General features: G+C 45.7%; 13 protein-coding genes. 9 read left to right on the forward strand and 4 right to left on the reverse strand.

The window, feature by feature from the left end; translation table 11 throughout:
* Positions 1 to 247: 247 nt before the first annotated feature.
* Positions 248 to 1,780 carry a leucine-rich repeat protein gene (locus ABXS70_RS26950; RefSeq protein ID WP_366292279.1) on the reverse strand — a complete coding sequence of 511 codons (1,533 nt, stop codon included), beginning with the start codon at positions 1,778 to 1,780 and terminating at the stop codon, positions 248 to 250.
* 402 nt (positions 1,781 to 2,182) lie between these two features.
* On the opposite strand from ABXS70_RS26950, the gene ABXS70_RS26955 reads away from it, so the two are divergent.
* From ABXS70_RS26955 to ABXS70_RS26985, 7 genes are all read left to right on the forward strand, one after another.
* Complete coding sequence (locus ABXS70_RS26955) at positions 2,183 to 3,073, forward strand: diacylglycerol kinase family protein (protein ID WP_342553442.1); 891 nt, start codon at positions 2,183 to 2,185, stop codon at positions 3,071 to 3,073.
* A 186-nt stretch (positions 3,074 to 3,259) separates the two neighbouring features.
* A complete protein-coding gene (locus ABXS70_RS26960; protein WP_366292282.1) occupies positions 3,260 to 4,177 on the forward strand; it encodes an aldo/keto reductase in 918 nt (305 codons plus the stop codon).
* Between the two features lie 309 nt (positions 4,178 to 4,486).
* Positions 4,487 to 5,869 carry a helix-turn-helix transcriptional regulator gene (locus ABXS70_RS26965; protein WP_342553440.1) on the forward strand — a complete coding sequence of 461 codons (1,383 nt, stop codon included), beginning with the start codon at positions 4,487 to 4,489 and terminating at the stop codon, positions 5,867 to 5,869.
* 263 nt (positions 5,870 to 6,132) lie between these two features.
* Positions 6,133 to 6,294, forward strand: coding sequence for an aspartyl-phosphate phosphatase Spo0E family protein (locus ABXS70_RS26970; protein ID WP_342556481.1), 162 nt, complete (start codon positions 6,133 to 6,135; stop codon positions 6,292 to 6,294).
* 173 nt (positions 6,295 to 6,467) lie between these two features.
* Entirely contained in the window at positions 6,468 to 6,848 is a 381-nt protein-coding gene (locus ABXS70_RS26975; RefSeq protein ID WP_342553439.1) for a GntR family transcriptional regulator, read from the forward strand.
* Positions 6,845 to 7,726: an ABC transporter ATP-binding protein gene (locus ABXS70_RS26980; RefSeq protein WP_366292286.1), complete on the forward strand. Its 882-nt coding sequence runs from the start codon at positions 6,845 to 6,847 to the stop codon at positions 7,724 to 7,726. Before ABXS70_RS26975 ends, ABXS70_RS26980 begins: the two co-directional genes overlap by 4 nt.
* Entirely contained in the window at positions 7,723 to 8,421 is a 699-nt protein-coding gene (locus ABXS70_RS26985) for a hypothetical protein (protein ID WP_342553436.1), read from the forward strand. Before ABXS70_RS26980 ends, ABXS70_RS26985 begins: the two co-directional genes overlap by 4 nt.
* 192 nt (positions 8,422 to 8,613) lie before the next feature.
* On the opposite strand, the gene ABXS70_RS26990 is transcribed toward ABXS70_RS26985, so the two are convergent.
* From ABXS70_RS26990 to ABXS70_RS27000, 3 genes are all read right to left on the reverse strand, one after another.
* The gene (locus ABXS70_RS26990) at positions 8,614 to 9,135 is read right to left on the reverse strand and encodes a hypothetical protein (RefSeq protein WP_342553435.1); all 522 of its coding nucleotides are present in this window, start codon (positions 9,133 to 9,135) and stop codon (positions 8,614 to 8,616) included.
* 111 nt (positions 9,136 to 9,246) lie between these two features.
* Positions 9,247 to 10,026, reverse strand: coding sequence for an isocitrate lyase/phosphoenolpyruvate mutase family protein (locus ABXS70_RS26995; protein WP_342553434.1), 780 nt, complete (start codon positions 10,024 to 10,026; stop codon positions 9,247 to 9,249).
* Between the two features lie 62 nt (positions 10,027 to 10,088).
* The gene (locus tag ABXS70_RS27000) at positions 10,089 to 11,135 is read right to left on the reverse strand and encodes a trifunctional transcriptional activator/DNA repair protein Ada/methylated-DNA--[protein]-cysteine S-methyltransferase (protein WP_342553433.1); all 1,047 of its coding nucleotides are present in this window, start codon (positions 11,133 to 11,135) and stop codon (positions 10,089 to 10,091) included.
* Positions 11,136 to 11,445: 310 nt separating this feature from the next.
* Here ABXS70_RS27000 and ABXS70_RS27005 point away from each other — a divergent pair, with 310 nt between their 5' ends.
* Positions 11,446 to 11,838 (forward strand): LysM peptidoglycan-binding domain-containing protein, encoded by a 393-nt coding sequence (locus tag ABXS70_RS27005; RefSeq protein WP_342553432.1) that lies wholly within the window; start codon positions 11,446 to 11,448, stop codon positions 11,836 to 11,838.
* Positions 11,839 to 12,050: 212 nt separating this feature from the next.
* Positions 12,051 to 12,623 carry a hypothetical protein gene (locus ABXS70_RS27010; RefSeq protein ID WP_342553431.1) on the forward strand — a complete coding sequence of 191 codons (573 nt, stop codon included), beginning with the start codon at positions 12,051 to 12,053 and terminating at the stop codon, positions 12,621 to 12,623.
* The last annotated feature ends 217 nt before the right edge of the window (positions 12,624 to 12,840 follow it).

The raw sequence follows: 12,840 nt of genomic DNA on the forward strand, positions 1-12,840 counted from the left end.
GCTTCTACAGAGGCTGCAGTGAGTAATTCGCTGCACGGATTACAGGAGATACCCTAATCCCTGAGATGCCGTATTTGCATAAAGAAGAGCACGGGAAAATCCCCGCTGAAGATTCAGGCGGGGATGCAGTCATGTTTCTGTGATACACCATTCTGTAATAGGTCATGCAATTGGTCATGGACTAACCTGGGGGAATGGCTGCTGTGAAGATTACCTTTATTGGTCGTAATAAGTAATACCTTTGGGGTTAGGGAGCGGCACGATCGGCACTTTCAGGCTGTGGTTTATTCTCAAAGATCAGAATCGTTTTACTGCGAGCTATATAGCCAACAGTTGTACGAAGCTGCTCCGAAATGAACCGAACGGGTACGTAGGCTTTACCTTCTCTCATCAACAGCGGAGCATCATTCAGGACGGATTTACCGTTAAGGTCCACCTGTTTACTGCCTACGCTCCAGCGAATCGTTTGATCGTCCTGCGTAATTACAGCTTCTCGTGCGCCGCTGTTCCAGGTCACACGAGCGTTCAACTGCTCGGATACAAAACGGAGCGGTACGTACGTCCGGCCCTCATCAATAAAAGGAGCTGCATCCAGTGCGTATGCACGATCACCCACATATGCCGTGGCAGACCCTTCGATCAGGCGTTGAAAACGACCCTGCGGTGTTCGTTTCTGCTCTCTCACATTCATCTGGTTGAGCTGCTGCATCGTGTGACTGCCATTGGTCACATCCAGGTAATTATTCTGTACGGTAAGTCCGGCCGGGACTGTTTCTGTCACAACACCCTGCATACCTGCGGACAGAGAGGTGGATGCCGAGATGTTGTCGACACTTGGCAGCCCTGAACTGCCCAGCGTGAGCGATAAGTCCGCGAGCGGTGTCAGGTCCCAGATGCGGTTGTTGGACAGCTTCAATACGTTCAATTTTGTTAACTTGCGCAGCGGCTCCAGATCATAGATCTGATTGGATTCCGCATTCAGTTCGGTTAAGTTAATCAATGCGGTCAAGCCGCTGAGCTGATGAACCTGATTATTTGAAATATCCAATGTCCGCAGATGGGTCATCTGACTCAGAGGTGTAAGACTGGATATATGGTTGCCTGAAACATTCAGCTCTCGCAGTGTATTTGGCAGATCTGCAAGGACATCGAGTGACGTAATATGATTGTTTGCCACATTCAACTTCTCCAGCTTCTTCTGTTCTGTCAGAGGCGTGAGGTCTGTAATCAAATTGTTGGAGATTTCAAGCCATTGCAGCGAATGCAGCTCTGCCAGAGTATCCAGACTTGCAATCCGGTTACCGCTGGCATGCAGTGTATGTAATCTGGGAAATTCCCGCACTATGTCAATGGATGTTATGGAATTGTTGCTGATATACAGGCGGCCCAGCTGCTGCAGTGCAGCCAGAGGTTCAATGGATGTAATGTAATTATTACGAACGTCAACCTCGCGAAGCTGTGTCAGGTTCTCGAGCGGTGTAAGGTCTGTAATTTCGTTGCCGTACAGACGCAGATGGGTCAGATTTACGGCATGCTCCAGCCCGGACAGATTCTGAATGCCGGCACTGCTCAGATCTACCACGCGAAGCTGCTTCAGATCCGTGGAAGTTAGAGACTGGTCTACAGGGATGTTTAGAATAAGCTTGAGTCCGTCTTCCAGTGCAGGGTCCTTGATGAGATGCTCTTCCGCTTCAGCTGCCGTTTGGGCCATCGCCTGCCCCGCTGCACTTATACTTAACACGCATATGAACAATAACAACGTTATTCTCTTTATTAACATGCCTTCCCTCCAGATCAACATCAATTTATAGTGAGAATCATAATTTTCCGATGGTGACATCCAAACCATAATAAACCAAAATGATAGTATCCAAACTCTATATGAAACTGCGTCAGCAGATCATTAACAGTTCTTTGAATGTGAGTCTGATCGTATAAAGTAAGTGTTCATGAATTATCTTTCGCCCAACTTATAGTCATTAACCTGTATTAAGAGAATAGGAACACTAATTTTACAACATGCACCTATGTATACTTTTATTCTATATGATATAGGTCATGCCCTGCACTTTTTCAGTATAACTTTGTCCAAATTAAAGATATTTCCATCATGTCATATTCAATCCCTCTATGAAGAGGGTAAAGATGTACAGATGCCATATGTGGAGAGGAAGATGTGTCGATGAGGAAAGCAATGATTATTAGCAACCCGTCGTCAGGCAAGGAAAAAGCAGAGCAGTACGTATCCAAGGTCCAAACGATTCTGGAATCCAGGCAGTATGCGGTGGTGGTCAATGAAACAGGAGGAGAAGGAGATGCTGCCAACTATGGTTTGAATGCCTGCAAAGATGGGTGCGATGTGGTGATCTCCATTGGTGGAGACGGCACCCTGCATGAAACGATTAACGGCATGCTGGATCAGGAGCATCGCCCTCTGCTGGGTATCGTGCCGCTGGGAACAGTGAATGATTTTGCACGGGCATTACATATATCTCTTGACCCGGATGAAGCCATCGAACAGCTCCGCTCGGAACAGACCCGACTTGTGGATCTCGGCATGGTTAATGGGCAGCTCTTTGCCAATGTCATTGCTGCCGGTTCTCTGGCGGAAGCCCTATTCTCTGTATCGTCAGAGGAAAAGTCGAAGCTTGGATCGTTCGCTTATCTAAAAGAAGGACTGAAGGATCTGGTGAATACACCGCCCAATACCTTGAAGATTGAATATGACGGACAGCTGTGGGAGGGAGAATCACCGCTCTTTCTGGCAGCACTCACCAACTCGGTTGGAGGGTTCGAGAAGCTTTCACCGGATGCAGAGGTAGATGACGGACTCATCCACTGTTTTGTGATTCGGAACATCGGTGTGTTCAACAGCTTGACCTTAGGCACCTCACTGTTCTTCGGCAATCTGAAGGAGCACAAAGATGTGGACTATTTTACAGCCAAAGAAGTAGTTGTCCGTTCAGACGAACCTATTCGTACGAATGTTGATGGAGAGGAAGGCCCTGCTTTACCGATTGATATTCGTGTTCTGCCTGGCTGTATGAAGGTCATCGTGCCGGAAGAAAGATAACAGATTCAAGCCCGCTGATGAGCAGCTCCGGCGAAAACAAATCATTTCTCCATATAAATGTGCGGAAAGTCTATTGAAACCGATTGCAGATATATGTCACAATCATAGACGGAAGACAGGCATGGACATGTATATACGGATCAGTCTATGCAAACAAACTATTTTTGAATATGGAGGGGAAACATCTTGAGAACCATTAAACTGGGCAGCAGTGCACTCGATGTACCTGTAGTTGCTGTAGGTTGTATGCGAATCAATTCATTGGATCGTAAGGACGCGGAGCATTTTGTACGTTCTGCCATGGAAATAGGAGCAAATTTCTTCGATCACGCCGATATTTACGGCACAGGGACATGTGAGGAGATTTTTGCCGATGCTGTGCAGATGAATCCCCAAGTCCGTGAAAATTTGATTCTTCAATCCAAATGCGGAATTCGTAAAGGCATGTTCGATTTCTCCAAAGAGCATATCCTGAATTCGGTAGATGGCATTCTGCAGCGTCTGAGAACGGAATACCTGGATGTACTGCTGCTGCACCGTCCGGATGCACTTGTTGAGCCTGAGGAAGTGGCAGAAGCATTTAATCAGCTGGAACGTGAGGGGAAAGTCCGTCACTTCGGCGTATCAAACCAGAATCCAAATCAGATTGCCTTGTTGAAAAAATACGTTAAACAGCCGCTGGTAGCCAATCAGCTGCAGATGAGTATTACCAATACGACAATGATCGATAGCGGCATCAACGTAAACATGGAGAATGATGCTGCAGTGAACAGAGATGGCAGCATTCTGGATTACTGCCGTCTGCATGACATCACCATTCAACCATGGTCTCCGTTCCAATACGGATTCTTTGAAGGTGTCTTCCTGGGAAATGAGAAGTTCCCGGAATTGAATGCCAAGATTGATGAGATCGCTGCGAAGTATGGTGTGAGCAATACAACGATTGCGATTGCATGGCTGCTTCGTCATCCTGCGCAGATGCAGCCTGTAACAGGCACGATGAACATTGAACGTCTGCAGGATTGTGTGAAAGCGAGCGAAGTCCACCTCACTCGCCCAGAGTGGTATGAAATTTACCGTGCTGCAGGTAATGTACTGCCTTAAATCCGGCACGATGAATGATGCAGCTCCAGTGCATGCACTGCAAATGTGCATGCAAATATACTGTGATGTTTGATTGATCGACACGAGTCTGACGGCTCGTGTTTTTTTTGTTCACTTTAGGTCTTGGAAAAATAACACTTTTTGATATAAAATATAGATACATACTTTTTCGTTTCAAAAGGATTAAAATGTAATTAATACAAATTAGTTGAAATTATTTTATTGAAAAGCATGTACAGATTACATATAATTACTTTTGTGTACTAACAATCTCGTTTTGGTGTTTTTATTTTGGAGGGTGGTGTTCCCTTGGAGCCGACAACCACGATACGTGATCATTTAGAACGTTATCTGAAGCGCGAACAGATGTCGATCAGTCTTTTTTCAGAACTGTCAGGAATTAATTCCGGTACACTCAGCAATATTTTGAATAAAAATAGGCCGATCTCTATGCAGCAGCTGGACCGCATCACATCAGCCATGAAGCTTGCGCCGGGCCATTTCTATGAGATGTATATTGATGAATGCTTTGTGCATGCTGCACCGGATTGGCGGAGATTAGGTCCGTTCCTGCATCGATGTGCCGAACTGGACAAGCTGGACTGCATCGAAGAGGTCGTTCGTCTAATGATGGATAATCTGTCTTATATCCCGCTGTTATTTGAGGTGGCAGAGGAATTCTATCATGAAGGCAAATGGAAACCGGCAACTCTATTATATGAAACGATAGCCGAAAGTGAGAAGATGCAGCATTCCGAGCGGCTTGCCCTCTGTCAGTATCGCTTGTTCAAGCTGGGACTGACAAATGATCAGCAGCGGAATGTCATTATTGCTGCACAATTTGAATATTACGTGGATCGACTGGATGAACGGTATCAGCTGGATGCACTAAATGAGCTGATTAATGCTTTTGCCTCACTCCACAGATGGAGCAAAGTACAGGAGTTATCCGAGAAGCTGCGGGTGAAGGCGACCATTCACTATGAACTGAATGGGCGGAAGAAGGCGGAAGAAACCAAGCGAGCAATCATTTTTTATATCATGTATGCTTATCTGGCTTCAGGAAGTGCCTACTTTCATTTGGATAATTATGAGATGGCGCTTAAATATGTTTCGTTATATTCGGATTCCACTTGGGTGAAAGATCCCGATCATGAAGAAATGGTTGTTATTCAACAATTTCAGGAATGGGCTGAGGGGAACCGTTATATATATCAATTAATGGCTGGACAATTTGAAATCCTGCCTCAATATCTATCCTACATTTCAACGAAAGAGAACGAAATATTTCCTGCGTTATGTGATATTGTAACAGCGGCCAATCGATATGATATGAATATCGATGGTGTGTTAGAGCAGTATGCGCCGCACTTTACTTATCAGGAGCAGCGGAACCGGATCGGGAAAGTCAGCAAACAGATTACAGATGATCGGTACGTCCGTCTTTTGTCTGGATTAGGCAAGTACTATCTGAGACGAGACCAATTTGCGCAGGGTATAAATTTTGTTCTGGACAGCTTGAGATTTTCTATTGAAATTAGCGATGGAAGAGGTATGCTTAGAAGTGTCGGACTGTTTGAGCAGTATAGGGATTATGCGTCCGATGCGGCTATACAGCAATACAAAATCTTGATTGGTGAGGTGCAGAAAATCAATGAAGAAAAAACTGGCTTTGCTGATAGTTACTTGTAGTATACTGGTAGGTGTTTTACCGGTCATTACGGGTCCTTCTCCAACCCCGGGTAATCTCAATCCCCCAATTAACAAAACATTCGATCACGGTTTAGGGACATAAGTCTAAGCCACCTAAGCGCTTCTGATTCTTTCAGAGGCGCTTTTTTGATGTGTCATAGAAGCAGCAGCAGGTGAAAGAGCTCATCTGTCATATCTTCTTCAACCTACTGATTGGCATAATAAGCTAAAATATGACAAAAGGAGGGGAGGCTGTGGATCGTATGGAATTAAAGTCACAGATCGAAGATGCAAGACAGCAGCTGCATCAGGTACATCTGCAATACGGCAGTCTCCTCCATCCTGAAGTGATCCGACAATCTGTAGCGCTTGATGCTCTTCTGAACCAATATAATCGAATCCAGATTAAAAAAATAATGAATTAACAAGGGCCTATTTACAAGGTAGTTATTGTATACTATAGTTAGTTACATGAGTAACTAACCAACTAACCGAAGGTCGAAGAAGATTAGTTAACGAAGTAGGCAGCAGGGCTGTCGAGCTGTTCATCGACGGATGAGGTACACCAATCATTATTATGTATGAAAGTTGGAAACAGATGAAATCGACTTTGGATGAATCTCAGCCTATTTTTCATCAGATCGCTATGATGATCATGGACGATATTGTGGAAGGCAGATTAAGGGTGGAAGAGCAGGTTCCCTCCACCAATGAATTGTCTCGCTTTTACAATATTAATCCCGCTACGGCGCGAAAGGGGCTGCAGGAGTTGGTAGACAAGGGCATTATCTATAAACAGCGGGGTGTAGGAATGTTTGTTGCCAAGGGGGCCAGAGAAACATTGATTGTGGAACGGAAGCAGCGTTTTTACGAAGAATATATCCAGCCTTTACTTGAAGAAGCCAGACGCATTCGTATGGATGAGGACATGATTATTGATCTGATTCGCGGCAAGAAGGATAAGGAGCGTGAAGTATGATTCATATGGAACAGGTAAGTTACAGCTATCAAAAGAACACCCCCCCTATGCTGGACAACGTCACCCTGCATGAGAAGGAACCTGTGATTGGAGCAATCTGGGGAAGGAATGGGGCTGGCAAAACCACATTGATGAGTCTGCTCGCTGGGCACAACCGTCCCGACTATGGGACCGTTCGGATTATGGGCCAGAACCCGTATAATAATCTCAGTGCCCAAGGGCATCTGTGTTATATCCAGGAGAATCATCCGCTCGGCAAAAACTGGACGATCCATGATCTGGTTACCATCGGATCACATTTTCATTCTCAGTGGGATGAGCAGCTTGCCAAGCAGCTTATTGACATATTCGAGCTGCCCTCCAAACAGAGAATCAGCAAATTTTCGAAGGGGATGAAGACAGCCGCGCAGATTATTCTGGGGCTGTGCAGCCGCGCTAGTGTAACGATTATGGATGAGCCTACAAACGGGCTGGATGCTGACAAAAGGAAACTTTTCTATGAGGCATTACTGGAAACGTATGAAGATCACCCGCGTTTGATTCTCATATCAACACATCACATTGAAGAGGTACAGCCTTTGTGCGAAACCCTGATGGTAGTACATCAAGGAAACATCTTGTACCATCGACCTATGGAGGAGATACGCGAACGTGGGATTCTTCTAACAGGGAATATTCGAGATGTGGAAGAGGTTTCTCAGAGGGCTGATGTTATTGATACTGCCCGGATGGGTACAACTGCCAAAGTGATGATTGATGACGTGTATTCCAAGGATTGGATAGTAAAGGCTCAGCAGCATGGGCTTTCGATCGAAAAAGCATCACTGCAGGATTATCTGGTTCATGTAACCCGGAAGCAGGAGGGAGCGAGAGTATGAATGCAGTAAAAGGGACGAACCGGCTGATTTTAGACGATATGCGATTGTATCTGATTATTTTCACTTCCATAGCTCTTGGACTAACGGCTATCTATATTGCTATTGGCCTCCTGTTTGATGTTAGTTATTCCTCGCAGTTATTCGGACCGATGTATGGGGGGATATGTACTTTTGCCATCGCGGGTCTGGTCACGCTCTATCCGGTAGCTGTGGGCATGGGCAGTACACGGGTTCAATTTATGAAATCATTTTATATTATGGGGACCTGTATGGTTGCTGGTACCATGGTTATACTGCACATGATCTATTTGTTCGTTCATCTGCTGAATGTAAAGGGAGGGCTGCATGTCATATTGTACCAACCGGGCATGCTTTACTCTTCCCATTATCTTGTACTTCCTTATCTATGGATGGATCTGATGCTTGGCTTTTTGGTTCTCGGTCTCTCCGTTTTCTTGACGGTGTGCTGGATCAGGCTTGGTATGCGTAATTTCCTGTTCATGTTTTTTGGTTTGGGTCTGGTGATATCGCTGGTGATTGCATTTGTGGACATGGAGCAATTTACGCTTTGGATCGCCTATCTAAATCGAATGATGCTGTTCACCGTACTCGGATTGATCGGCGCAGCATTTCTACTGTCCACCTATCCCATGATGAAACATGCACCGCTTGTACGGAAAAGCAGCAAGGATTAACGGTGAGCCAGCCCTAATGGCTAACGTCAACAAATTTTTCTAGGCAGGACATGAAGCTTGGTGTTCAATCAATAGAGATGGCTTGCCCATTGATAGTGGTAGTAACACACAGTGGATTAATAACACATAGTAAAAAAGGGAATCAGAAAAACACGAGGGAGATCTTCTCACCTCGTGTTTGCTGTATTTTATTTACGCTTGGGTTTGCGGTTTGAATCCTTCTTCCTGAAGATATTCACCAGCTTCGCTGCGTGTTTCAAAAGCCATCTCCAGCTCATGACCGGCATATACACACCACATATCATTATCATATTTTAGTGTAAGTGTATGTCCATCTTCATTGATCCAGATCCCCCCGCCTGTTGAGAGAGTCATTGGAGATGCAGCGGATTCCTTTAGAGGCGGTACGTTCTCACTCACTTCAACAGCATCTGGGTTATGTGACATTGCTTGGATCGCTGCATCGAGCAGGGTACGCAGATCCGCTTCCGAGTAATCGCGAATATTGACGAACCCTTTCGCATCTGTTTCGTAATCGGGCAGCAGTCCTGCATAGATATAACCATTACCGTTCGGATGAATATGAAGTGCCACAATTTTTTTCTCGTACGCACTGTCTTCGTAGTGAAAATTGACACGCCCCAGAGAAACATCTCTACGCTGCAGCTGGGGATAGGATTCCAGAATTTCAAGCTTTTGTTCAACGTTAAGCATATATGCCTCCTGTTACTGTTAGGTAGTGGGATTATACCATAGGCGGAGGCTGGAAACACCCTCCGTCCTTGAGGGATAGCTCGGTACAAATACACATCTTCATTATGAGCATTATGAGCCTGTTAAAATACGCTGCCCGAGCCCCTTCAAATGCTCCATAACCTGCAGATAAGGATAAGGGCCATAACTTACTCGTGAAGCCCCCAGTGCAGCCAGATGTTTGGGTGAAGGCTCTGAGGAGGTTACCATAACATTGACGGGAAGCGGCGAACGGCTGCACACCTCCTGAATCCAGTGATGATCCTGTAAACCTGGAACGAACAGACCGCTTGCCCCCGCCTCTGCGTAAGCTTTAGCTCGTAAGACGGCTTCGTTGATTAAGGCTTCATTGTGCTGGTCGGGAGCATGCTGCAGAAATAGATCGGTACGTGCATTGATAAAAAGAGGGATGCCGATCTGCGCAGCAGCCTCTCGAGCAGCGGATAATCTCAGACACTGCTCTGTGGTGCTGTACAGACCTTCCCCTCCGGGAAGCTGGTCTTCGATATTAATTCCCACAGCGCCATGATCCATAATTTTTCTGACATTTTGTTTCACTTCTGACACAGACCTGCCATACCCTCCCTCGATATCGATCGTTACAGGCAAATCTACACTTTGTGTGATGCGGGCCAGATTGGCAAGCACCAGTTGGAAGGGTAAAGCTTCTCCATCCTGTTCACCATGAGCCGCGGCAGCGGCCCAGCTGCCGGTAGCAATAGCCTTGGCTCCTGCAGCCCGAATGGTCTGTGCACTTCCAGCATCCCACACATTAACTAATACGAGTGGATTCCCTTTCTGGTGGTATTGATGAAATTGCTCAGCTTTTTCCCGCAGTATATTGATATTCATCTTGATGCTCCTCTTATATGAAATAGATGCAGTTTTCCCTGTGACATGCTGCTTCCTGACATTTATGATCCCTGCTTCTCATGCTGCAGCAGCCAGTTTTTACGTGTCAGTCCTCCCCCATAACCGCCCAGTTCTCCGCTTGAATTAATGACACGGTGACATGGAATAACGATGGCCAACTGATTGGCCCCGTTGGCTTGCGCTACCGCTCGGCAGGCTTTGGGCCTCCCCAGTAGATTGGCAATCCCCTGATAGGATTTGGTTTCTCCGGCTGGGATCGCCAACAATACTTCCCAGACCTGCTTCTGAAATAGTGTTCCTAAACAGAACAACGGTGTGTCGAACGCTGTCCTTTTGCCGTCGAAATATTCATTTAATTCCCGTTCAATGGATAGAATCGGTGCTGTTGTGCCGGGCACGATCGCAGATTTGGTCCGTCTGCGCAGTCGTTCCACTTCACGCTCCAATCCTCTGCGGTCAACAAATTCAAGCAGATAAAGCGCCTGCTCATCCGCCACCGCCATCATAGGGCCAAGAGGAGTATCAATCCAGGCTGCTTTGAGCACCAGTTCTTCATCGACCTGTGTAGGCGCAGCCCCCATAATCCGTGAAAAGGCATCGCGGAACCCGCTGCTGGATTCATATCCTGTGGAGAGCTGACTATCAATGACAGTACGCCCTGAGCGAATATGCTTCAGCGCCAGTCCCATTCGCCGGGCGCGGGCATACTCGACAAAGGTCATGCCGAATCTCTTTTTGAACTGACGGCGAGCTGTTGACTCATCAATGGATAGGGCTTTAAAGTCCTGTCCCTTCCAGCGCTTCTCCGGTTCCTTCTCTACAGCCTCCACTAACATGCGAACCACATCCGAAACGTGATTGGGATGGGATAAAGGGCGGCATCGCTGGCACGGACGAAAGGAGGCAAGCAGGGCTTGCTGGGCTGTTTCGTAGAACTCACAGTTCTCGAATTTCGGTTTTCGCGCCGGGCAGGTAGGACGGCAGAACACACCTGTTGTTTTAACACCGACATAAAATAAGCCTTCATATTCCGAATCTTTTTCGAGCAGTGCCCGGTAGTATCGTTCCTTCAACTCTGCAGAAATCATAAACTGCACGTCCTCACTTCAGTAGAATCATCCTTATTCTTTTATTATAAGACAGGATTGCCGTTGTCATCGCCGAAAATCAGGCATCGATTCTGATCAGGAATATTTTTTGAAAGTATAGGGATTGTTCAGAATTTGTTTAGAATGAAGTGATAACATAGACCTATAAATCAAATTAAAAGATAGTAATTTATGCCTAGTCACATAAAAGAGGTTGTTAAATATTTATGTTGTTAGATGAATTTATATAGGCGAATTAGTCATAGGTTGACGAAAAAGAGAAGATAAAAATCGGAGGTCAAAAATACAGATGAGATATTCCACGTACAAAAGCATTCATCAACCTGAACAGGCTCTGACGGTCAAGCCAGATGTTCTGTATGGGAAACCGCAATCGCATAACCTGCGTTCTCTGCCCAATCAAATAAAACAGAGAGCAATGATTAAGCTGATCATTACCATTAGTGTCTTTATTGCTGGATGCAGTGTTGTATTCACAGCCTCGGCTGGAGATCAGCCGGTCCTGTTAAATAAGAAGATCGTTGTATCATCAGGTGACACGCTGTGGAGTATATCTCTTGCCAATAAGCCGCAGCAGATGGATACCCGGATTTATGTCGAAGCGCTCAAAGATACAAACTCACTCGCTCATGGAAACATTCAGACAGGCCAGGTACTGGATTTGCCGCAATTTCATCATTAATCATAACCCATTTTACAACGTCTGATTCCGATATTCTTTTATGCAAACCCATACAATTTCACTTAAAGAGCAGCAGCAGTTTAATTTCTTTATTACTCATTTACATATTATGGAGCTTCACGAGGGACGATATGGTGTAGTGATGAATAAGATGCACGTTCTAGCTGTGTATGAGCTGCATGCAGGAAGAATGAAGGGAGACGATGGAGAGTATGAATCGGAAGATCGGAAAATCATTACTGTATACAGCTGTGTTATGTATGGTGATTGTCGTCAGCGCCTGCGGCGCCAAAAATAATAAAGAGTCGGTGCAGGAGCATGCATATCCTCAATCGAAACAGCCAGTTGAGGAAGCTGGCCAAGGTTCCATACCTAATGCGGAGGCCAAGAACAATCAGGATCAGAGCAGCACAAAAGAAGAGAGCAGGATGGAGACAAAATCCGGTACGAAGGCATCATCGGAGGAGATCGAGATTGTCATTGATCAGTCAGATAAACCAATGGAAGGCAACAGCTTTGATTTTGCGATCAAGCAGCTGCCCAAGGGGTATTCTTTAACGGAAATGCGCTGGACCTCGAACACTGTAACTATTGTGAATTCGCTCCAGGAAGCAATCGATCATGGTGCGAACGGGGAGGAAGGCTTTTATTTAAGCGGTAATGGACAGTTCTCCGGGTTTATCTATTCCGACGAGATGAAAGGCGAACGCGGAAAGGCCACATTTGTATTTACCAATGAGGAAGGCGGCAAGCTGATGTCCGAGAAGGAGATCCAATTGAAGTAACTGCTGGATTATTGTGCAGAAATAAATTAGAACAGAAAAAGCAGCCATTAGGGCTGCTTTTTTTGATGATGACATGGACATGCATAATCATTTTAGAACCATACTTTACTAGGGGTGCCTTGAAGCCTATAGAAGTGTGTTTTACCGCCTTTTTGTCCTCCATTACGTCAGTTTCGCTTGACGTGCCCCGGCATTTCTCATGAGAACTTTCTATTGG

The sequence above is a fragment of the Paenibacillus sp. AN1007 genome (genome assembly GCF_040702995.1).
Taxonomy (GTDB): domain Bacteria; phylum Bacillota; class Bacilli; order Paenibacillales; family Paenibacillaceae; genus Paenibacillus.

Coding starts and splice junctions, on each gene's coding strand:
- ABXS70_RS27010 (WP_342553431.1), top strand. CDS start 12,051: ATGAATCGGAAGATCGGAAAATCATTACTGTATACAGCTGTGTTATGT.
- ABXS70_RS27000 (WP_342553433.1), bottom strand. CDS start 11,135: ATGATTTCTGCAGAGTTGAAGGAACGATACTACCGGGCACTGCTCGAA.
- ABXS70_RS26970 (WP_342556481.1), top strand. CDS start 6,133: ATGGAATTAAAGTCACAGATCGAAGATGCAAGACAGCAGCTGCATCAG.
- ABXS70_RS26950 (WP_366292279.1), bottom strand. CDS start 1,780: ATGTTAATAAAGAGAATAACGTTGTTATTGTTCATATGCGTGTTAAGT.
- ABXS70_RS26980 (WP_366292286.1), top strand. CDS start 6,845: ATGATTCATATGGAACAGGTAAGTTACAGCTATCAAAAGAACACCCCC.
- ABXS70_RS26985 (WP_342553436.1), top strand. CDS start 7,723: ATGAATGCAGTAAAAGGGACGAACCGGCTGATTTTAGACGATATGCGA.
- ABXS70_RS27005 (WP_342553432.1), top strand. CDS start 11,446: ATGAGATATTCCACGTACAAAAGCATTCATCAACCTGAACAGGCTCTG.
- ABXS70_RS26990 (WP_342553435.1), bottom strand. CDS start 9,135: ATGCTTAACGTTGAACAAAAGCTTGAAATTCTGGAATCCTATCCCCAG.
- ABXS70_RS26955 (WP_342553442.1), top strand. CDS start 2,183: ATGAGGAAAGCAATGATTATTAGCAACCCGTCGTCAGGCAAGGAAAAA.
- ABXS70_RS26995 (WP_342553434.1), bottom strand. CDS start 10,026: ATGAATATCAATATACTGCGGGAAAAAGCTGAGCAATTTCATCAATAC.
- ABXS70_RS26975 (WP_342553439.1), top strand. CDS start 6,468: ATGAAATCGACTTTGGATGAATCTCAGCCTATTTTTCATCAGATCGCT.